We start from the raw sequence: 21,189 nt of genomic DNA, 5'->3' as shown, positions 1-21,189 counted from the left end.
CATCGAAATTTATCGATGGCCTATTTCAGACTGTAATGGGCTAGAGACGCTGCATGCGGTACCCGACGCCCATGTGCGTCTGAATCATCTTGGGGTGAGAGGGGTCTGCCTCGATCTTCTTGCGCAGGGTGCGCATGAACACGCGCAGGCTCGCCAGATCGCTGTCCCAGCTCGTGCCCCATATCTCGCGGGTGATGAAGGTGTGGGTGAGCACCTTGTCGACGTTTTTCGCCAGAAGGACGAGCAATTTGTACTCGGTTGGGGTGAGCGAGAGCTCGCGTCCGTCTTTCGTCGCGTATCCCGCGGCGTAGTCGATATGCAGCGGACCGTTGTCGAACGTGCTCGCTTCTGTCGACTCGCTCGACGCCATCGAGGAGCGCCTCAAATTCGCACGGACGCGCGCGAGCAACTCATCCACAGAAAAGGGCTTGGTGAGGTAGTCGTCTGCCCCTGCGTCAAGTGCTGCAATCTTGTCGGAATCTTCGGTGCGCGCCGAAATGACGATAATGGGGACTGCCGACCAGCTTCGGATCTTCGTGATGACCTCGATACCGTCAATGTCGGGAAGGCCGAGGTCGAGCATGATGAGGCTGGGGCCGTGCGACACCGCATCCATGATGGCGGCCTGGCCGTCGCAAACCTTGCTCACGACATAGCCGTGGAGGTCAAGCGCGGTCGAAACGAGGTTTTGAACGGTCAGGTCATCTTCGACCAGGAGGATGCGTGGCTTAGCGGCATTATTCATGAATCTCGATCTCCTCAGCGGGCAGGGTAAAACGGAAGACGGCCCCATGGGGGTGGTTGTCGCGAACTTCGATGACGCCGCCATGCGCCTCCACGATGGAGCGGCAGAGCGACAGCCCAAGGCCGATGCTTCGACGCGAATCCACGGGCCGCGTATTGCTTGAGGTGAAGAAGCGCTCAAAGATATGAGGCTTGTCGCAGTCTGCCACACCCGGCCCATCGTCTGCGACGTCCACCACGACGAACGCACCCTCGCGACGTGCGCTGATGGTGACAGTCGAGTCCTCGGGCGTGTATTTGAAGGCGTTCATGATGAGATTCGTAAGCACCTGCATGATGAGATGGACGTCAATGCGTACCAGCAGGATGTCGTCAGTGTGCTCGATGGTGACGGTACGTCCATGCGATGCTTGGGCGGCATGGCTGAGGGCGGCCTCGATGACCTCGTCGATGAGCTCGGATGTGAAGTTGAGGTGAATGGTGCCGTCCTCGACGCGTGTGATGGCGAGGAGGTTCTCCACGGTATCAATAAGCCAGAGGGAGTCATCGTAGATGGCATCGGCAAGATCGCAGCGCTGTTCGAGGCTGAGCCTCTCGTCGCTCTTCCGAAGGATTGCCGCAGATCCGGATATAGCCGTGAGGGGTGTCCTCAAATCGTGGCCGATGGAGCGCAAAAGGTTGGCGCGCAGCTGCTCGTTTTTCGCCAAGACCGCAGCCTCTTCGCGCTCTTGCGCCGCTCGGTCACTTTCGAGCGCCAAGGCGCATTCACCTACGATAGATAGGACGATCGAATGCTCGAAGGCTTCGGTCTCGCGCCCCTCCAGGGCGATGCCGATGACACCGAATACCTTGTCGCCGGTGCGAACCGCGAGGTAGAGACAGCGCGCCTCAGGCAGGGTCCGCGTGCTTGCGCCCGCGCGCTTGTTGTTGGTGAAGGTCCAGGTTGCAACGGCGCGCTCGTAGTCGGTGAGCAGCGACGCGGATCGGTTTTCGGTGCCAGCGGACTCATAGAGCGCCTTGCCGAGCGTGCCGTGTTCGGCGGGGTAGAAGACCACGTCGAGTTTTAGCAGTTTGACGAGTTGGTTCATGGCGACGCGGGCGCACTCCTCCGCGCTATGGGCTTGCTGTAAGAGCTGGTTCGTTTCGAGGAGTACGCGCGTTTTGAATGCGTTCTCGGCGGAGGTACGGGCATTGTCGGCGATGCGCGCAGTTAACTCGCCGGCGACCATAGCGGTAGCGAACATGATGCCGAACGTGACCAGATAGCTTCGGTCGTAGCTGGCGAGCGAAAACAGAGGCGTGACGAAGCAGAAGTTGTAAAGCACTACAGAGAGCACGCTCGATACGATCGTGCAGATACGCCCCGTCGTGGTGACGGCGGTCAGCAGGGCCGTGAGGATATAGAGGGATATGATGCTGGAATCGGCAAATCCCAGATGGCGGAAAGCCGTGCCGATCGCCGTGGCGACAAGAGAGAGGGCCAGCGTGCGAAGCACGTTTCGGCTGCTGGGCGGCTGCAGAGCGAGCGCATGGCGGCGTCCTTTGGGTCGGGAGGGCGGAGTCGACTGGTCTGGAATGATGTAAATGTCGAGGTTCGGGGCGAATGCTATGAGCTGTTCTACGAGAGATTTGCGGCCAAAGAGGGCCTGACGGACGCTGCTGTGCTCGCCCGTGCGCCCCATGACGATCTTCGAAATACCCGACAGGCGCGCGAACTCGGAGATCTGAAACGCGACGTCGTCGCCATAGACGGTTTCCATATGTGCTCCGAGCTGCTCGGCTAGGGCGATATTGGCTGCAAGCTTGGCGCGCTCATCATCGCTCATGGCTTGCGTGCGCGGGCTTTCTACGAACAGGGCGACGAGCTCGCTGCGAAACGCTTTCGCCATGCGTGCGGCGGCACGGACGATGCGGGGATTGGTCGGCGCCGGGGAGACACAGACTAAGATACGCTCCTTGGTGTAGTAGTCACGGTTTCCCAGCACGCGTGCGGCGTCTGTGAGGTGGCCGGTGCGATCGGCGCAGCGGCGCAGCGCGATTTCTCGGAGTGCGGTGAGGTTTTCGACGGTAAAAAAATGCTGTTGCGCTCGGTCGGCTTGTGCGGGACGGTAGACGAGGCCGGCGCGAAGGCGCTCAAGTAGGTCTTCGGGCTCTATGTCGACGAGCTCGACCTGGTCGGCATCATCGAAGATACGGTCGGGGATTCGTTCGCTCACGACAACGCCGGTGATGGATGCAACCATGTCGTTTAGGCTCTCGATATGCTGAACGTTTACGGTCGTATAGACGTCGATGCCCGCATGTAGAAGTTCCTCGACGTCTTGATAGCGTTTGTCGTGGCGAGACCCCGGCGCATTCGTATGGGCGAGCTCGTCGACAAGGATGAGCTGAGGGGCGCGCTCGATAGCCACATCTAGATCGAACTCGCTGAGCGCAATGCCGTTGTGCTCGATGAGTTTACAGGGCACGTTCTCAAGCCCTTGTGCAAGATGGGCAGTTGCCGGACGTTCGTGCGGCTCGATGTATCCCGCGACGACGTCGACACCTCGCCGCTTGGCGGCGTGGGCGGCTTGAAGCATCGCATAGGTTTTGCCTGCGCCAGCAGCGTAGCCAAAGAAAATTTTGAGGTGTCCCCGGCTGGTTCGAGCGTCATCGGCGGCCTCGTCTTTCTCAATTGCCTTGAGGATGAGGTCTGGATTGACGCGAGTGTCCGATGCGTCGCGCTGCATAGCGTAGCCTTTCTGAAGCGTTGTCCATGCGTGCATACGCGGTGAGGACGCCACTGTATGCTCGCGAGGTCGAGTATAGGCGCACTGCAGCCGCAATAGTGCTTTCTACCTGCATCTTTACGGCATCTTAAGGTCGTGAGCCCCAGCCCTCACGCCTCTTTAACACCTAGAAGCGTTTACTGTCCCCAGACGCTTGCGAGGGCAGGCGTCCGAGACATCGGACCGCGCGTGAAAGGGGCGGTAATGGACATCCTCATTCCCATTATCGGAGTCGTCTGCATTGGACTCCTTATCTATTACATCTACATTCTGATGAGGAGTGATTCGTAAACTATGGACGCTGCGATTCAGTACATCTTGTACTTTGCCGTGCTCGTCGTCCTGGCCGTTCCGCTCGGTCGGTTCATGGCCCATATCATGGATGGTGAGCATACGTTCCTGTCGCCTGTGATTGCTCCTGTGGAGCGTGGCGTCTATCGTCTGCTTCGCATCGACGCGGCAGAGCAGATGGGGTGTAGGCGCTATCTGGCAAGCGTGCTGGCCTTTTCGGGGATCGGCCTCGTGGCTCTTGTGGCACTCCAGGCGCTTCAGTCCTTCTTGCCAGGCAATCCCCAGCACCTGCCGGGTGTGCCATGGGACCTGTCGTTCAATACGGCTGCTTCCTTCATAACCAACACCAACTGGCAGTCCTACTCCGGTGAGACCACCCTGTCCTACTTCGTGCAGTTCATGGGCCTCACCGTGCAGAACTTCGTTTCCGCTGGTACCGGTATCGCGGTCATGTTCGCGCTGATCCGCGGCTTCCGTCAGATCAAGGAGCAGGGTCTGGGTTCCTTCTGGGTCGACCTCACCCGCACCGTCCTGTATGTGCTCATCCCGCTGAACCTCGTGTTCGGCATCTGCCTGGCTGCCGGTGGCGTCATCTCCAACTTCCAGCCGGCTCAGAAGGCTGAGCTCGTAGAGCCCGTCGCTGTCCAGCCTAATGCAGACGGCGGCTGGAGCGTCATCGACGGCGCCCAGATCGAGGGCGACACGGTCAAGGTCGACGGCAAGGTTGTCGAGGGCGCGCGCGTGGTCACCGAGCAGTTCCTGCCCCAGGGGCCCGCGGCTCCTCAGGTCGCCATCAAGCAGTCCGGCACCAACGGCGGCGGCTTCTTCGGTGTGAACTCCGCCCATCCGTATGAGAATCCCAGTGCCTTCACCAACATCATCGAGATGACCAGCCTGCTGCTGATCCCGGCCGCCTGCTGCTTCACCTTCGGTATCGGCGTCAAGAACACCAAGCAGGGCAAGGCCATCTTCGCGGCGATGCTTATCCTGCTCGTGGTCTTTACCGGCATCATCGCCGTTAACGAGCATATGGGTACGCCGCAGCTGGCCGATGGCGGCGCGGTCAACATCGAGATGACCGATGGCCAGGCGGGCGGCAATATGGAGGGCAAGGAGAGCCGCTTTGGCATCGCCTCCTCTTCCACCTGGTCCGCTTTCACGACGGCTGCTTCCAATGGCTCGGTCAACTCCATGCACGACTCCTACACCCCGCTCGGCGGGTTTGTCCAGATGCTCCAGATGGCTCTGGGCGAGGTCGTCTTCGGCGGCGTGGGCTGCGGCCTGTACGGCATGATCGGCTTCGCCATCCTCACAGTGTTCATCGCCGGCCTTATGGTCGGACGCACGCCTGAGTTCCTGGGCAAGAAGATCGAGCCGGGCGAGATGCGCTGGGCAGTTGTCCTGTGCCTGGCAACTCCGTTTGCCATTCTGGTGTGCTCGGCCATCGCCTGCATGGTGCCCGGTCTTGCCGACCAGCTCAACAATGGTGGCGCGCACGGCTTCTCCGAGGTGCTGTATGCCTTCACCTCATGCGGTGGCAACAACGGCTCGGCGTTTGCAGGCATGAACTGCAACAATCCCTGGATCAACGTCATGCTCGGCCTCGAGATGCTGTTTGCCCGCTTCATGCCCATCATCGGTACGCTGGCTATCGCCGGCTCGCTGGCCAAGAAGGGTAGGGTCGCCGAGAGCGCCGGTACCCTGTCTACCACCAACGGCATGTTCGTATTCCTGCTCGTGTTCATCGTTCTGCTGATCGGTGCCCTGAGCTTCTTCCCGGCCCTGGCGCTTGGCCCCGTTGCCGAGTTCTTCCAGATGATTGCGTAAAGGAGGACGCAGATTTATGGCTATGCAAAAAGACATGATGGGCCGCGCGGTCCGCGACTCGTTTGCCAAACTGGATCCTCGCGTCCAGATTCAAAACCCGGTCATGTTCCTGGTGTGGCTTTCCGCCGTCATGACCTCCGTCCTGGCCGTCGCTTCCATCTTCGGTGTGCAGGACGCGGGTGTGCCCACCTACTATGTGGTCACCATCGCGGTCATCCTGTGGCTCACCGACCTGTTCTCGAACTTCGCCGAGGCGCTTGCCGAGGGCCGCGGTAAGGCTCAGGCCGATTCCCTGCGTGCGGCCAAGAAGGATGTCGAGGCCCATCGTATCGAGTCCGTTGAGGACAAGGAGCACTTCACCGTCGTTCCCGGCACCGAGCTCACGCGCGGCGACCTGGTGATCGTACGCGCCGGCGAGCAGATTCCCGGCGATGGCGACGTCATCGAGGGCGCTGCCTCCGTTGACGAGTCCGCCATCACCGGCGAGTCCGCCCCCGTGGTCCGCGAGGCCGGCGGCGACCGCTCTGCCGTTACCGGCGGTACCACGGTGCTGTCCGACTGGATCATCGTCAAGATCTCCAGTGAGCCCGGCCAGAGCTTCCTGGACAAGATGATCGCGATGGTCGAGGGTGCCGCGCGCAAGAAGACCCCTAACGAGATCGCTCTGGAGATCTTCCTGGTGGCCCTTTCCATCGTCTTTATCCTGGTCACGCTGGCCCTGTATTGTTACTCCTGCTTCTCGGCCGGTCTTAACGACATGGTCAACCCCACGGCCGTGACCACGCTCGTGGCACTGCTCGTGTGCTTGGCTCCCACTACCATCGGCGCCCTTCTGTCCGCCATCGGCATCGCCGGCATGAGCCGTCTGAACGAGGCCAACGTGCTGGCCATGTCCGGCCGCGCCATCGAGGCCGCCGGCGACGTCGACATCCTCATGCTCGACAAGACCGGCACCATCACCCTGGGTAACCGCCAAGCCGCCGAGTTCATCCCGGTCGACGGCGTCGATCCCGCGGAGCTGGCCGATGCCGCTCAGCTTTCCTCGCTGGCCGACGAGACCCCCGAGGGTCGTTCCATCGTCGTGCTCGCCAAGGAGCAGTTTGGGCTGCGCGGCCGCACACTCGAGGATAAGGGCATGGAGTTCATCCCCTTCACCGCGGCGACTCGCATGTCCGGTGTGAACTACGAGGGCAATGAGATCCGCAAGGGCGCTGCCGATTCCGTGCGCACCTATGTGGAGGCAGCCGGCGGCGTGTTCTCCCAGGAGTGCGACGAGGCCGTCGAACGCATCGCCAAGGCCGGCGGCACCCCGCTGGTCGTGACCAAGAACTGCCGCGTGCTGGGCGTTGTGTACCTCAAGGACATCATCAAGTCCGGCGTTAAGGAGAAGTTCGCCGACCTGCGCAAGATGGGCATCAAGACCATCATGGTGACGGGCGACAATCCGCTCACCGCCGCGGCAATCGCCGCCGAGGCCGGCGTTGACGACTTCCTGGCCGAGGCCACCCCCGAGGGCAAACTCGAGAAGATCCGCGAGTTCCAGCGTGAGGGTCACCTGGTCGCCATGACCGGCGACGGCACCAACGACGCGCCGGCGCTCGCCCAGGCGGACGTCGCCGTGGCCATGAACACCGGAACCCAGGCTGCCAAGGAGGCCGGCAACATGGTCGACCTCGACTCCAGCCCCACCAAGCTCATCGAGGTCGTGCGTATTGGCAAGCAGCTGCTCATGACCCGCGGTTCGCTCACGACCTTCTCGGTGGCTAACGACATGGCGAAGTACTTCGCTATCATCCCGGCCCTGTTCTCGCCGATCTACCCGGGCCTTGGCGCGCTCAACATCCTCGGTCTGGCAAGCCCACTGTCCGCGGTTCTTTCGGCCATCATCTATAACGCGCTCGTTATCGTCGCGCTGATCCCGGCCGCGCTGAAGGGCGTTAAGTACCGCGAGGTCCCGTCTGGACAGCTGCTGACCCACAACCTACTCGTGTGGGGTCTGGGCGGCATTGTTGCCCCGTTCGTATTCATCAAGCTCATCGACATGCTGCTCGCGTTCTGCGGCATTATGTAAGTGGAGGTTTGTATGTTCAAAGGTGTTGCATCGCGCGCACTTGGCGTGTTCGCGCTGTTTACCGTTGTCTGCGGCCTGGGCTATACGCTCGTCGTGACCGGCATCGCCCAGGTTGCGTTCCCGTATCAGGCGAACGGTTCGCTCATTACGGTCGACGGCAAGGTTGTGGGCTCCGAGCTCATCGGCCAGAACTTCGAGGACGAGGACCACATGTGGGGCCGCATCCAGAACGTGTCAATTGTCGAAGGCGAAGACGGCGAGCTCGTGGCGTATGGTGCCCCGTCCAACCTGTCCCCGGCGAGTGAGGAGTACCGGCAGCTTGTGGACGCGCGCGTCGAGAAGATTCGCGCCTCCAACCCCGACGCCGGCATGGATGCCGTGCCCGTCGACCTGGTGACGTGTTCTGGCTCAGGGCTCGACCCCGAGATCTCCCCCGATGCCGCCGAGTACCAGGTACCGCGCCTGGCGAAGGCCACGGGCAAGAGCGAAGGCGAGGTGCGCGACATCATCGCCCAGTGCACCAAGGGCCGTTTCCTCGGCGTGTTCGGCGAGCCCACGGTCAACGTGCTCAAGGTGAACCTTATGCTGGACGGCGCGCTGTAGGTGAGGGAGTGGCGGATGAGGGCATGACTGACTATCTGAGCCCTCAATTCCACCCCGCCCATCAGTTGCGGTGAAATACGGACCGTTTTGGCTGTCAAAGGCCTTATCTACTCCGTATTCCACCGCAACTTTTTGTGGGTTGAGTAAAAGCCGGGGGAGCGTGTACGGTCGGGTACAGCGCGGTTGCTGATACGATAGGTACGTTAGCAACTGCCGCCGAGCGGCTCAAATGAAAGGAACCCTGTATGGAGTCCTCCGCCTACCCGATGCTCTTTAGCCCGATCAAGGTCGGTACGACCGAGGTCAAGAACCGCGTCTTTATGCCGCCGGTGTCTACCAACCTGGCCGATCACGGCTATGTGACCGACGATTTGGTCGACCATTACCGCGCCCGTGCCAAGGGCGGCGTGGGTCTGATCATCACCGAGGTCGTGACGGTCGAGCCTACCTATACCTATCTGCCGGGTGACATGTGCTGCTACGACGACACGTTTATCCCTGGCTGGGAAAAGCTCGCCGCCGCCGTCCACGAGTACGGCTGCAAGATCATGCCGCAGCTCTTCCACCCCGCCTACATGGCCTTTAACATTCCGGGCACCCCGCGCCTGATCGCTCCGTCCTTTGTGGGCCCGTCCTATGCTCGCGAGGCGCCGCGCCCCATTACGGTAGATGAGATCCACGAGCTCACGCATCAGTTTGGCGACGCTGCCGTGCGTATGCAGAAGGCCGGCGTCGATGGCGTCGAGGTTCATGCGGCGCACGCCCACGGTATGCTCGGCGGCTTTTTGACTCCGCTCTACAACAAGCGCACCGACGAGTACGGCGGCTCACTCGACGCCCGCATGCGCTTCCTGCTCGAGGTCATCGCCGAGATTCGCGAGCGCTGCGGCAAGGACTTTATCATCGACGTCCGCATCTCGGGCGATGAGTACACCGATGGCGGCCTGACCCTCAACGACATGATCTACGTCTCGCGTCGCCTGGAGAAGGCCGGCGTCGACATGATTCACGTGTCGGGCGGCACCACTATCAAGCGTGGCTCTGCGATTCCCGCCGCCGGCACCCAGCAGGCCTCGCACGCCGCCTGCTCGCGCGAGATTAAGAAGCACGTCAACATTCCCGTCGCCACCGTCGGCCGCATCAACGAGGCCTGGATCGCCGAGGAGCTGATCGAGGACGGCGCTGCCGACATCTGCATGATGGGCCGTGCCAATCTGTGCGATGCCGAGTTCTGCAACAAGGCCGCTGCCGGCAACGCCGACGACATCCGCCCCTGCATCGGTTGCCTGCGCTGCCTGAACGGCATCATGTTTGGCAAGCGCATCTCCTGCACCGTCAACCCGGACGTGGAGCGCGACGAGGCCGGTTACGAGCCTGCCGCCGAGGCCAAGAACGTGCTCGTTGTGGGTGCCGGTCCCGCGGGCATGGAGGCGGCCTATATTGCCGCCAAGCGCGGCCACAACGTGGTGCTCGTGGATAAGCAGAACGAGCCGGGCGGCGAGATGCGCATCGCGGCCGTTCCGCCGGCAAAGCAGGAGCTCACCCGCGTGATCAAGTATCAGTATCGTCGCCTGGCCGAGGCCGGCGTCGCGTGCGTCTTTGGTACCGAGCTTTCGGCCGAGGACATTCAGCGCGACTACGCGGGCTACGAGGTTGTCCTGGCTTATGGCGCCGAGCCCATTGCTCCAGCCTTTATGCAGGGCTTTAAGCAAGTTATGACGGCCGATGACCTGCTGGGCGGCAAGGCTTTCCCGGGCAAGAAGATTGTCATCGTCGGCGGCGGAACCGTCGGTTGCGAGACGGCCGACTACCTGGCCCCGCTGGTCAACGACCTGTCGCCGGCCAACCGCGATGTCACCGTCATCGAGATGACCAAGACGCTTGCCGCCAACGAGGGCGGTGCCGGTCGCGCGGTGCTCATCACGCGTATGCTTTCCAAGGGCGTTCACGTGCTGACCGAGGCCAAGGTGACCGAGATTACCGAGGACACCATCAGTTACGAAAAGGACGGCGAAGTCCATACCATCGCCGACGCCGATACGCTGGTGCTTGCCATGGGTTACCGTCCCAACACCAAGCTGGCCGATGACCTTGCCGCTGCCGGCGTTGTCACCCACGTGCTGGGCGATGCCCAGAAGTGCGGCAACATCCGCGACGCTATCGGCGATGGCTACAAGATCGCCTGCGAACTCTAGTCAACCCCTTGGCGCATGGGGGCCAGGTTACTTTGCGCTAAGTTGATGCATGTAAACCTGACCCCATTGCACCATTTGATAAAACGCAAGCGCTCGCTGCCTGCGTTTTATCAAAGAAAGATTATTGTCGAGCCTTAAATGCCTTTTGTTTGTGTGCCTTCCGCAATCATATTGCGGTTGTAGACCAGGTGCAGATACATCGCATCGTGAGCGGCGGTGGGGTTGCGCGTCTCAATGGCGTCGGCCACACCGTGGTGCGTGCGGATGGTCTCCTCGACGAACTTTTTTGCCCGTTACGTCGATAAAGAGGGGAACGGATGCCTTGAGCACACCCATCAGACGGGTAACGGCGAGGTTGCCGCCATCCCAGGGCGGCTTCATGGGGTAGCGCCCGTACGCATCGAATTTTTCCTCTCATAGATGTGCGGCACAAAGAGCCCCGAGTTCATACGAGCTCGGGGCTCTTTTCGTTTGGATTTCAGACGTATTGACAGACGAAAACAGTCTGCGTCCGGTATTGAGCCATACGAAAGCGAAATTATGCGTCTTAATTCCGTACGCAAATCAAGACGAAAACAGTTTGCGTCTTATATAAATCAGTACGCAAACGGTTTTCGTCTTATAATACGGTTATGAATGGTACGAAACGAGGGGGTTGTGCATATGGTTGTTAGAGAGAGCCCTACAGTCGAATACAAGGAAAGCGTTACGCCGACGTTTCTTAAAACGGTGAGCGCCTATGCAAACTACGGGACGGGCAAGATTGAGTTTGGCGTTGATGACGAGGGCGTGGCTGTCGGCCTTGCAGATCCGGTCGCAGAGTGTCTCCGCATTGAGAACATGATTAATGACAGCTTGGATCCCGCTCCCCGTTACACGCTCGAGTCCGATGAGAAACACGGGACCGTAATCCTTACGGTTTATGAGGGACGGGACAAACCCTATCGAAGCAAGGGAAAGGCCTACAGACGAAACGATTCGGCAACGGTGGAGGTCGACCGGTTTGAGTATGGCAGGCTGACGCTCGAAGGCAGCAACGTGACGTTCGACGCGCTCACGTCGGCTCGCCAGGACTTGGGCTTTCATACGCTCGAGCATAAGTGTGTTGAACACCTCGGCATTTCCGAGCTAACGCCGGATATCATGCGTACGCTCCGCTTGCTCGGCAAGGATGGCTATACCAATGCCGCGGCGATTTTAGCGGATAAGAATGATTTTCCAGGCATCGACTGCGTCCGTTTTGGCGATACCGAGGATGTGATCTTGGATCGCGAGGCGGCGACAAATGTATCCGCAATTGAGCAGGCGGACAGGGCGGTGGCTATGTTTGCACGCTACTACCGTTATGAGCGTATCGAAGGGATGGAGCGCGTCCAAACCGATCGAATTCCTCTTGAGGCATTCCGCGAAGCTGTTGCAAACGCTTTGGTGCATCGGACGTGGGACGTTCGAGCGAACGTTCAAATTGCCCTGTACGATGATCGTGTCGTTGTGACCTCCCCTGGATCGCTGCCCGCCGGGTTGACGACGGAACAATACCTGTATGGGCAGATATCCGTGCTCAGAAACCCCATCGTTGCAGAGGCCTTCTTAAAGCTGGATTACATCGAGAAATTTGGTACGGGAATCGCGCGCATTAGACGTGCCTATCGCGATTCGATCAATCAACCAATTTTTGATGTTCGCGGCGGCATGGTGGCCGTCACATTGCCCGTTACCGATGCCTTTGAAGGGTCCGAGGAAGAGGTCCAGGTTCTCAAGGCCTTGTCGGGCGGGCGAATTATGTCGCGAAGCGAGATTGAAAAACAGACGGGGCTGAGCCGCATGCGGACGTTGGCGGCACTCGAATCTCTGCTTGAACGGAATGCAATCGTAAGGCAGGGAACCGGGCGGGCCACGAAATACGAGCGCTCATAGTCCAAAAGAGCCATGGTACAAGACGGGCCCCAAGCCAGCGTTGGCTTGGGGTCCGTTATATCCCGGATGGTAACGGGCCGATTATTGTCAAGTTAAAGCAAAGTACAGCGACGTACAGCAAAGTATAGTGAGATATAGCAAGCCGTATAGCGCGCCTTGATTTTCAACCCTTGATTATCAACCGTCCGTATTTCACAGCAACTTATAACAGGCTCGGGGTGCCAATTTGGGGTGCAGTAGTGCTGCGCCACGAAAAGGGCCTATCTACTACGTTTAAGCCGCAGGGGTCAACCATAGTCGGTTTTTTCGAAAATCGACAAGCTATCTACCTGCGGTTTTGTTTTCACGGTTTTCGGTATGGCCGAGGCTATCCGTGTTAACGTAGTAGATGGGCCACTTTTGTGGCAAGGGGGGCCGATCTGCGGGCCAGGGTAGCTAAAAGAGCCCCGTCCCAAAAAGACTGATTGGGAGCTGGGGCGTGTCGATGCGATAGTATTACGTGGTGATATTCGACAAACCGTGGGCTTCATCCGAGGGCTTTATGGAACAGCACCAGCATTATCAGAGCCTGCAAGATCAGGCATACAACGCACTGCGCTCTAAGATCATCTATGCCGAGCTCAGGCCCGGCACGCGCCTTTCGGCGATTGGTCTGGAAAAGGAGGCGGGAATCGGGCGCACGCCCATTCGCGAGTCCTTTGTGCGCCTGCGTGAGCAGGAGCTAGTGGAAACGCGTCCCAAAAGCGGCACCTATGTCTCAAAAATCAGCATGGAGCGCGCCGAGAACGCCTGTTTCTTGCGTGAGAAACTCGAGAGAAGCGTACTCATTAAATGTTGCTCTGCCGCCACGCCTGAGCAAAAACATCGGCTCGAGCAGATTCTTGCCGAGTCCGAGTCGCTCGACCATAGCGAAACGCGTCGCTTTTTCGATCTGGACAACCTATTCCACGAGACGTGCTTTGAGATTGCCGGCCGCCACATGTTGTGGGATTGGATGAAGAGCGTCAATACGCATTTTGAGCGGTACAACTGGTTGCGTATGGTGTCGCAGGATATGGATTGGGAGCCGATTCGTCGTCAGCATCGCCGGATTCTCGAGTCCATTAAGAGGGGCGATACCGACACGGCGAGCTATCTGGCAGAGACACACCTGCATCTGATGCCCGAGGAACAGGGACCGGTTATCGCCTTGCATCCCGACTATTTTGAGCTGCCTAAAGACTCGGCCATCTAACTCGTTCCCTACATTAGTTGCGGTTAAATAGGGGCTGTTTTGCGGCTTTGGCGGCGTAAGCAGTCCGTGTTTCACCGCAAGTGCGGGGGTGCAATCGGGGCATGAAAAGGCTGCGGCGCCGCTTGGAGGAAAAAACCGGAAGCAAGGGTCCATTCCTCCAGACGGCGCCGCAGCTGTTTTGGTGGCTCGGCTTTTGTCGAAGTGGCTCAGCTGGGCGCGACTGCCAGCCGAGTAGGCAAAGCGGCTCGGGCGCGTGTCGCTTCCGTCACGTTCTATCAGCATACAAGACGGTTTTGGTTCTTGTTCGTGACGGAAACGGCGCGCTTCCGAGCCGCTTTAAAAGAAAGGGGGCGAGGTCTAGGGCACGCCCCCTTTCACGATAGAGAGCTAAACCTAGCCGCGGACCTTCTTGACGACGTCCATGGCCTCGCGGGCAATCTGCTCGACCTTGGAGAAGTCGCCATCGGCGAACAGGGCGGGCTTGACCATCCAGGTGCCACCGCAGGCGATGATGGCGGAGGAGCTCAGGTACTCCTCGACGTTGGCAGTGCTCACGCCGCCGGTGGGCATAAAGCGATGGCCGACAAACGGAGCGGCGAGGGCCTTGATGGTGTTCAGGCCACCATACTGAGCCGCGGGGAAGAACTTGGTGACCTTGAGCCCCAGGTTCTCGGCGGCGGTAACCTCGGAGGGGGTCACGGTGCCGGGAAGGACGGGCAAGTCGATGTCGATGCAGTGCTTCACGACGTCCTCGTTGTAACCCGGGGAGACGATGAACTTGGCACCGGCGGCGCGGGCCTGCTCAACCTGCTCGACAGTCAGGACGGTGCCGGCGCCGACGCACATCTCGGGCTCGGCCTCAGCCATGGCGGCGATGCACTCGGCGGCGCAGGCGGTGCGGAAGGTGACCTCGGCGGACTTCATGCCGGCAGACATAAGGGCGTGGGCGAGCGGTGCGGCGTCCTCGACCTTATCGAGCACGACGACCGGCACGATGCCCAGGGATTCAAGCGTGGTGTAGAACTGATCGAACATAGTGTTCCTTTCGATGTGAGGCGCGCACGGGCGCGTGATTGCCAAAGAAGATTGGCCATGAGCCGGTTCCGGATTGGTTATCGGAGGCACTGCTTGGGTCACAAGCAATTTCGGAACCGGCTACGAGGCCAGTCGTGAAGGAATGCCAGACAAAACCGGAATGGGACTAAGTGGTTCTACCTGGCCGGAGGAATCGGGGAGCGGGCTGCAGGGGTATGGGTATGGAAAGCTGCAGTCCGCGGAATGGGGAACGAATTAACGGGCGACGCGGGTGCCACCGTCGGCGGCGGATGCCACGGCTGCGATCTCGTCTGCGGTCACCAGGTTGGAATCGCCCTTGATGGTGAGCTTGAGGATCGAGGCCGCAATCGCGTAGTTGACGGCGTCTTGCGGGTCAAAGTCGTTGATGAGGGCATGGACGAGGCCGGCGTTGAAAGCGTCGCCGGCGGCAACGCCCTCGAGCACGTGCACGTCGTGAGCGGGGGAGAACCAGTGCTCGCCGCTCTCGGCGTCAAAGAGCATGCCCATCCAAATGGAGCGCTCGACGCAGGAGATGTTGCGGACGACCGAGGCGACCTTCTTGCAACCGTACTCGGCGCAGATCTGACGGGCCATCTCGACGTAGGTGTCGCGTTCCTCGATGCCGTGGGCAAGGGAGCCGGAGACGCAGGTCATACCGAGGCCGGCAGGAGCGTCCTCGTCGTTGGCAATGCAGATGTCAACGAGCGGCAGGAGTTCCTTCATGGTGGCCTGCGACTTCTCGGGCGACCACATCTTGCCGCGATAGTTCACGTCGCACACGGTGGCGATGCCTTTGGCGCGGCAGGCGGTGAGGGCATCCTTGCAGGCGGCGGCCATCTCGTCGGAGACGGCGGGCGTCACGCCGGAGAAGTAGAAGACATCGACACCCTTGAGGATCTCATCCCAGTCAAAGACGTCGCGCTTGGCCATGTTGATGGCAGAGTACTTGCGGTCGTAGACGCAGCCGTTGCCGCGCTGCGAGGCGCCGACCTCAAACACATAGGAGCCAAGACGGTCGCCCTGGCGCACGACGCGCGAGGTATCGACGTCGTAGACCTTCAGCGAACGCAGGGCGCACTCGCCCAGACGGTTGGCCGGGACAACGGAGACGTAAGCTGCCTTGTCACCCTGGTAGGCCAGGGAAAGCGCGGTGTTGGCTTCGGCGCCGCCGTAGCGGACATCAAACTCGGTCGCCTGCTCAATGCGCAGATGATCTTTGGGCGAGAGCCTCATCATGATCTCGCCGAAGGTAAGAACCGTTTTACCCATGGTCGCGCAGCTCCTTCTTGCTCGTGCGTACACCTTTGATATGGCGTTGGCACGGAGGTGCCAAGACGGTAGGGTACATCTTTGCACCTCCGTGCCAACGCTTGCCGAAATCGGTTTACGAAATCGGTTTCGTTTCGAGTTGTAGTATACTCATCTACAACGTTTTGCAAGCGAGATTTTTAAAAAAATGCCTAAAATGGCTCAGACTGCCGACAATTGGGAAACGGGGTGCGCTATGGCGCAGATGAGGATTAAGGACATTGCTGCCGAGGCGGGCGTGAGCCCGGCCACGGTCTCGCGCTATCTCAACAACCGCCCTGGGCAGATGACCGAGGAAACCCGTGCTCGCATCGCGGCAGTTATCGAGCGCACCGGCTATCGTCCACGTGCCGCCGCGCGCAATCTGCGCAGCTCACGTACCAACCTCATCGGCGTGATCTTGGCCGACATTGCTAACCCGTTCTCCAGCGCCATGCTCGAAGGGCTTTCCGCCAGCGCCGCCGCGCGCGGCTGCTCGCTCATGACGGCCATTAGCGGCAACGACCCCGCCAAGGAAGCAGAGTCGCTCACCAGACTTATCGATGCCGGCGTGGACGGCCTGGTCGTCAACACCTGTGGCGGCAATGACGAGGCAATCGCCGCGGCCGCGGGGCGCCTGCCCGTCGTGCTGCTCGACCGCGATATTGCCGCCGGCGGTGTCGATCTGGTGACCTCCAACAACCGCGAGCTGGTCGCCGGCCTGGTAGACGCCTTGGCTGTCGCGGGCAGCGAGCGCCTGTGCCTGCTCACCGAGGCAAGCGACGACAGCCCTGTGCGTCGCGAGCGTGCCGAGGCCTTTGCCGACGAGCTTTCGCGACGCGGCCTTGCGGGTGAGGTCGTTACCCTGGCCGATGGTGGCGTCACGGGCGTCGGCCGCCTGGACGAGACCATCCGCGACTATGCGGGCAAAAAACTCGGCCTTATCGCCGTCAACGGCCTGGTTTTCCTGCGCCTGACCGAGGCGCTAGCACAGCTGGGTCCCTCGCTGCCGGCAGGTCTCAAGATTGCGGCGTTTGACGATTACCCCTGGAACCACGTGCTCTTTGGCGGTGTGACCACGGCAGCGCAGGACACCCTCACCATTGCCGAGCGCGTAGTCGAGCGCCTGTCCGAGCGCATCGATGTCGTCACCACCACGGTGGGCGAGGCCGCAAGGCTGGCTCCCAAGCGCATCGAGATCCCCGGCCACATCGAACACCGCGCCTCAACCTCGCGCTAGCCTACGGTCGCGCGTAAGGTATACCTGCCTGCCCACGCACGTTTTTTGGGCGCTTGATACGCTTTAACCCTGCGGAAACATTTTTCTGCGATAGTATCTGCGATATAGACCAGTCGAAACCCGCCCGAAAGAAAGGGGAGCGACATGAACCAGCAGAACATCGATTACGTACTCCGCTCCGTAGAGCAGCGTGACATCCGCTTTGTGCGTCTGTGGTTTGTCGACATTCTCGGCCGCCTCAAAAACTTTGCCATTAGCCCCGAGGACCTCGAGGTCGCTTTTGAGGAGGGCATCGGTTTTGACGGCTCGGCCATCGAGGGCTTTGCCACGCCCGAGGAAGCCGACATGCTGGCGTTCCCTGATGCCTCGACCTTCCAGATTCTGCCGTGGCGCCCGAGCCATAACGGCGTCGCCCGTGTGTTCTGCGACGTGTGTACTCCCGATCGCGAGCCCTTCGCCGGCGATCCGCGCGCTGCGCTGCGTCGCATGTTCCATAAGGCCGAGAAGGCCGGCTACCTACTCAACGTTGGTGCCGAGCTGGAGTATTACTACTTCCCCGACGAGCATACCCCCGAGCCGCTCGACAACGTGGGCTACTTCGATCTTTCGGTGAGCGACGCCGCGCGCGACCTGCGCCGCAACACGGTCCTTACGCTCGAGAAGATGTCCGTGCCCGTGGAGTACACCTTCCACGCCGCCGGCCGCTCGCAGCACGGCATGAGCCTGCGCCACGCCGAGGCCCTGAGCATGTCCGACGCCATCACCACGGCAAAGCTCATCATTAAGCAGCAGGCTTACGAAAGCGGCTGCCATGCCTCCTTTATGCCCAAGCCGTTGGCGGGCGAGGACGGCAGCGCCATGTTTTTGCATCAGTCGCTGTTCGACCACGACGGCAACAACGTCTTTTGGGGCGAGGACGACGAGAAGTACCATCTCTCCGATATCGCCAAGCACTACATGGCCGGCATTCTGGCGCACGCGCGCGAGATCAGCGCCATCACCAACCCCACCGTCAACTCGTACAAGCGCATCACCACGGGTGGCGACTCCGTGCCGCAGTATGCCACGTGGGGCCTGCGCAACCGCGCGAGCATGATCCGCATTCCGGTCTACAAGCCCGGCAAGCAGCTGTCCACACGCATTGAGCTTCGCAGCCCCGATCCCATGGCCAACCCGTACCTGGTCAACGCCGTCACGCTGGCGGCAGGTCTCGACGGCATCGAGCGCAAGCTGGAGCTCCCGCCCGAGGCTACGGCCGAGACGCTCAAGCTCACCAACCGTCAGATGGTCGAGGCCGGTTATACGCCGCTGCCGCGCTCGCTCAAAGAGGCGCTCGACGTCTTTGAGGACTCGCAGTTCATGAAGGACGCCCTCGGCGATCACATCCATAGCTTCTTTCTTAAAAAGAAGCGCGATGAGTGGCATAAGTTTGAGTCCACGATCACCCAGTGGGAGATCAAGCACTACCTGGCGAACTCCTAATCGCGCTGACTTGTTCCAGCACGATTGAGCTCATTTCTTTGGAGGCCGACATGTCCGAAAAGAGTGCCCTGTTCATGGCGCGCACGACGCGCTTCCACGAGTTTGCCCGCAGCTTGACGACCACCCTGGGTGTCGAGGTGAGCCTGGCCACCCCCGATTCGCCGACTGCTGCGCACGACTTTGACCTGCTGATCCTCGATTCCGATGGCATTCGTAGCGATCGCATCGATCAGATTGCCAAGTGGCTCGACGATCGTGGCGGCGTTCCCATGTTGGTGATCGTCGACGACGAGGCGCTCGGCACCCTGCGCCTGCCGAATCACTCGCATGCCGACTTTGTATGCTCCACGGCGACGCCCAACGAGCTCAAGGCGCGCGCACAGCGCCTGATGGGCGAGGAGGAGACCGTCACCGCCGACGATGTGCTCAACATCGATAACCTCGAGATCAACTTGGCTACCTACCAGGTGACGCTCGATGACGAACCCATCGATCTGACCCTGATGGAGTACTCGCTGCTGAGCTTTTTGGCCACGCACCCCAATCGTGCCTACAGCCGCGAGGTGCTGCTGCACCGCGTGTGGGGCTTTGAGTACTGCGGCGGCACCCGCACCGTCGACGTGCATATCCGACGCATCCGCTCCAAGGTGGGCCCGCAGATCGCGGCGCACATCACCACCGTCCGCGGCGTGGGCTATCTGTTTAAGGGCTAGATTTCCACCACAAAGGGGGCAGGCACCTTTGTGGTGGTTTTGCCGCAGGCAAGGATTCCTTTCGAGTCTGCAACAGAACTTAAGCCTTCCTAAAAGATTGCGTTTTCATACACTTGATCCCGCGTATTGGGGTACAACTCAACGTGAACAATGATGGCCCGCCACATGTTTGGCGGGCCTTTGGTTATTTGACGAAAGGATCGCAGCTATGAGTGAGAACGATTCTCAGCGTCCCCAGGATGCGGGCAACGCCGGCGAGACTCAGCAGCAGCCGCGCGTGCAGGTGGAGTCGACGCCTGCCGACAGTAACAACATTCCCTACGTGCAGGCCTATGACACGCAGACCGGCGAGCCGCTGGGCGGCCAGCAGGTTGTGAACAAGCACATGGTGGTCAAGACCAAGACCAAAAAGCTGCCGATCTTTATTACGGCGCTCGCCGGTTGCGCCTGCGGCGCTCTGCTGGTCATCGCACTCATTATGAGCGGCACGCTCGATATCGGTGGCGGAAAGAATGCCGTGACGGCGGGCGCTTCGGGTTCGTCGACGCAAAAGATCACCATCGATTCCGAGGACACCACGCTGGCCGAGGCTGTCTCCGCCAAGGCGCTGCCCTCCGTCGTTTCCATCACCGCCACCTCGAGCGGCAGCCAGAATGGCTCGCTTTCGCAGTCTGCTGACGATTCCGATAGCTCGGGCAGCGTCGGTTCGGGCGTTGTGCTCGATACCGAGGGCCATATCCTCACCAACAACCACGTGGTCGATGGCTATGACCAGTACGTGGTAACCATGGACGACGGCACCACCTACGAGGCCGAGTTCGTGGGCAACGATGCCTCGAGCGACCTGGCCGTCATCAAGCTCAAGGACGCCGATGCCTCCAAGCTCACCCCGATCGAGATCGGCGACTCCGATAAGCTCAACGTGGGCGAGTGGGTCATGGCGATCGGTTCGCCCTTCGGCAACGAGCAGTCTGTCTCCACGGGTATCGTGTCGGCACTGTATCGCTCCACGGCCATGAGCTCTACCAGCGGCAACACCATCTATGCCAACATGATCCAGACCGATGCCGCCATCAACCCGGGCAACTCCGGCGGCGCGCTCGTTAACGACAATGGTGAGCTCGTGGGCATCAACTCGCTCATCGAGAGCTACTCGGGCTCCAGCTCGGGTGTGGGCTTTGCCATTCCCGTCAACTACGCTAAGAAGATTGCCGACCAGATCATTGACGGCAAGACGCCGGTTCATCCGTATCTGGGCGCCACGCTTTCGAGCGTTAACGCGCTCAATGCCCGCACTAACAAGCTGAGCACCGATAGCGGTGCGTATGTGGCGAGCGTCGTCGAGGACGGTCCCGCAGCCAAGGCCGGCATTCAGGAAGGCGATGTCATCACCAAGCTGGGCGACGACGAGATTACGAGCGCCGACGGCCTGATCATCGCACTGCGCAGCCACGAGGTGGGCGAGAAGGTCGAGATCACGCTCATGCGCGGCAAGGAAGAGAAGACGGTTACCGTCGAGCTGGGCTCCGATGAGGAGTTGCAAAACCAGCAGCAGAACGATAGCGCGACCGACACCGGCAACGGTAGCATTACCGAAGATCAGCTGCGCCAGTACCTGGAGGAGCTGCTCGGTCAGCAGGGCCAGGGCCAGGGTCAAGGTTACGGCCAGGGCTACTAACCAGCCGTTTCGCATAGTTTGAAGCCAGAGGGGCTGTCCCGCCAACGCAGGACAGCCCCTCTTTTTGCGATGGATCCCGGGAA

Annotated in this window: 14 protein-coding genes; 10 read left to right on the top strand and 4 right to left on the bottom strand. The window is 60.5% G+C overall.

The genetic code is table 11. The annotated features are described in order from the left end of the window. Positions 1–40: 40 nt before the first annotated feature. Together DWY03_RS04270 and DWY03_RS04265 are read right to left on the bottom strand one after the other, a co-directional pair. Positions 41–745: a response regulator gene (locus tag DWY03_RS04270; RefSeq protein ID WP_117647985.1), complete on the bottom strand. Its 705-nt coding sequence runs from the start codon at positions 743–745 to the stop codon at positions 41–43. Further along, positions 738–3,473, bottom strand: a complete 2,736-nt coding sequence (locus tag DWY03_RS04265; RefSeq protein ID WP_117647986.1) for a sensor histidine kinase KdpD — start codon at positions 3,471–3,473, stop codon at positions 738–740. The genes DWY03_RS04270 and DWY03_RS04265 overlap by 8 nt, the downstream gene beginning before the upstream one ends. A gap of 333 nt (positions 3,474–3,806) precedes the next feature. On the opposite strand from DWY03_RS04265, the gene kdpA reads away from it, so the two are divergent. The 6 genes from kdpA (at position 3,807) to DWY03_RS04235 (ending at position 13,650) form a co-directional block, all read left to right on the top strand. Next, entirely contained in the window at positions 3,807–5,630 is a 1,824-nt protein-coding gene (gene kdpA, locus DWY03_RS04260) for a potassium-transporting ATPase subunit KdpA (RefSeq protein WP_117773167.1), read from the top strand. A gap of 16 nt (positions 5,631–5,646) precedes the next feature. Next, a complete protein-coding gene (gene kdpB, locus DWY03_RS04255) occupies positions 5,647–7,701 on the top strand; it encodes a potassium-transporting ATPase subunit KdpB (protein WP_117647989.1) in 2,055 nt (684 codons plus the stop codon). Between the two features lie 12 nt (positions 7,702–7,713). Further along, positions 7,714–8,304: a potassium-transporting ATPase subunit KdpC gene (gene kdpC / locus DWY03_RS04250; RefSeq protein WP_117647991.1), complete on the top strand. Its 591-nt coding sequence runs from the start codon at positions 7,714–7,716 to the stop codon at positions 8,302–8,304. Positions 8,305–8,549: 245 nt separating this feature from the next. Next, positions 8,550–10,499 carry an NAD(P)/FAD-dependent oxidoreductase gene (locus DWY03_RS04245; protein ID WP_117647993.1) on the top strand — a complete coding sequence of 650 codons (1,950 nt, stop codon included), beginning with the start codon at positions 8,550–8,552 and terminating at the stop codon, positions 10,497–10,499. Between the two features lie 663 nt (positions 10,500–11,162). Further along, entirely contained in the window at positions 11,163–12,416 is a 1,254-nt protein-coding gene (locus DWY03_RS04240) for an ATP-binding protein (protein WP_158558621.1), read from the top strand. Between the two features lie 541 nt (positions 12,417–12,957). Continuing rightward, entirely contained in the window at positions 12,958–13,650 is a 693-nt protein-coding gene (locus DWY03_RS04235) for a GntR family transcriptional regulator (protein WP_117839993.1), read from the top strand. Between the two features lie 393 nt (positions 13,651–14,043). Here DWY03_RS04235 and eda read toward each other — a convergent pair whose 3' ends face one another. Together eda and DWY03_RS04225 are read right to left on the bottom strand one after the other, a co-directional pair. Then, positions 14,044–14,685: a bifunctional 4-hydroxy-2-oxoglutarate aldolase/2-dehydro-3-deoxy-phosphogluconate aldolase gene (eda, locus tag DWY03_RS04230; RefSeq protein ID WP_117839992.1), complete on the bottom strand. Its 642-nt coding sequence runs from the start codon at positions 14,683–14,685 to the stop codon at positions 14,044–14,046. A 255-nt stretch (positions 14,686–14,940) separates the two neighbouring features. Continuing rightward, positions 14,941–15,975 carry a sugar kinase gene (locus DWY03_RS04225; RefSeq protein WP_117647999.1) on the bottom strand — a complete coding sequence of 345 codons (1,035 nt, stop codon included), beginning with the start codon at positions 15,973–15,975 and terminating at the stop codon, positions 14,941–14,943. A gap of 235 nt (positions 15,976–16,210) precedes the next feature. Here DWY03_RS04225 and DWY03_RS04220 point away from each other — a divergent pair, with 235 nt between their 5' ends. From DWY03_RS04220 to DWY03_RS04205, 4 genes are all read left to right on the top strand, one after another. Continuing rightward, positions 16,211–17,233, top strand: a complete 1,023-nt coding sequence (locus DWY03_RS04220) for a LacI family DNA-binding transcriptional regulator (RefSeq protein ID WP_158558620.1) — start codon at positions 16,211–16,213, stop codon at positions 17,231–17,233. A 144-nt stretch (positions 17,234–17,377) separates the two neighbouring features. Further along, positions 17,378–18,715, top strand: coding sequence for a glutamine synthetase family protein (locus DWY03_RS04215; protein WP_117839990.1), 1,338 nt, complete (start codon positions 17,378–17,380; stop codon positions 18,713–18,715). A 50-nt stretch (positions 18,716–18,765) separates the two neighbouring features. Further along, positions 18,766–19,428 carry a response regulator transcription factor gene (locus tag DWY03_RS04210; protein ID WP_117839989.1) on the top strand — a complete coding sequence of 221 codons (663 nt, stop codon included), beginning with the start codon at positions 18,766–18,768 and terminating at the stop codon, positions 19,426–19,428. Between the two features lie 208 nt (positions 19,429–19,636). Then, entirely contained in the window at positions 19,637–21,106 is a 1,470-nt protein-coding gene (locus DWY03_RS04205) for a S1C family serine protease (protein WP_117839988.1), read from the top strand. The last annotated feature ends 83 nt before the right edge of the window (positions 21,107–21,189 follow it).

It is taken from the genome of Collinsella sp. AF23-2 (genome assembly GCF_003459245.1).
Classification (GTDB): Bacteria; Actinomycetota; Coriobacteriia; order Coriobacteriales; family Coriobacteriaceae; genus Collinsella.
The sequence above is the reverse complement of the archived record's forward strand: the minus strand, read 5'-3'. Positions and strand labels throughout refer to the sequence as shown.

Bases quoted from the DNA above. Each gene is read 5' to 3' on its own strand.
- DWY03_RS04225 (WP_117647999.1), bottom strand. From the start codon at position 15,975: ATGGGTAAAACGGTTCTTACCTTCGGCGAGATCATGATGAGGCTCTCG.
- kdpA (WP_117773167.1), top strand. From the start codon at position 3,807: ATGGACGCTGCGATTCAGTACATCTTGTACTTTGCCGTGCTCGTCGTC.
- DWY03_RS04270 (WP_117647985.1), bottom strand. From the start codon at position 745: ATGAATAATGCCGCTAAGCCACGCATCCTCCTGGTCGAAGATGACCTG.
- DWY03_RS04235 (WP_117839993.1), top strand. From the start codon at position 12,958: ATGGAACAGCACCAGCATTATCAGAGCCTGCAAGATCAGGCATACAAC.
- eda (WP_117839992.1), bottom strand. From the start codon at position 14,685: ATGTTCGATCAGTTCTACACCACGCTTGAATCCCTGGGCATCGTGCCG.
- DWY03_RS04220 (WP_158558620.1), top strand. From the start codon at position 16,211: ATGGCGCAGATGAGGATTAAGGACATTGCTGCCGAGGCGGGCGTGAGC.
- kdpC (WP_117647991.1), top strand. From the start codon at position 7,714: ATGTTCAAAGGTGTTGCATCGCGCGCACTTGGCGTGTTCGCGCTGTTT.
- DWY03_RS04205 (WP_117839988.1), top strand. From the start codon at position 19,637: ATGAGTGAGAACGATTCTCAGCGTCCCCAGGATGCGGGCAACGCCGGC.
- DWY03_RS04240 (WP_158558621.1), top strand. From the start codon at position 11,163: ATGGTTGTTAGAGAGAGCCCTACAGTCGAATACAAGGAAAGCGTTACG.
- kdpB (WP_117647989.1), top strand. From the start codon at position 5,647: ATGGCTATGCAAAAAGACATGATGGGCCGCGCGGTCCGCGACTCGTTT.
- DWY03_RS04265 (WP_117647986.1), bottom strand. From the start codon at position 3,473: ATGCAGCGCGACGCATCGGACACTCGCGTCAATCCAGACCTCATCCTC.
- DWY03_RS04245 (WP_117647993.1), top strand. From the start codon at position 8,550: ATGGAGTCCTCCGCCTACCCGATGCTCTTTAGCCCGATCAAGGTCGGT.
- DWY03_RS04210 (WP_117839989.1), top strand. From the start codon at position 18,766: ATGTCCGAAAAGAGTGCCCTGTTCATGGCGCGCACGACGCGCTTCCAC.
- DWY03_RS04215 (WP_117839990.1), top strand. From the start codon at position 17,378: ATGAACCAGCAGAACATCGATTACGTACTCCGCTCCGTAGAGCAGCGT.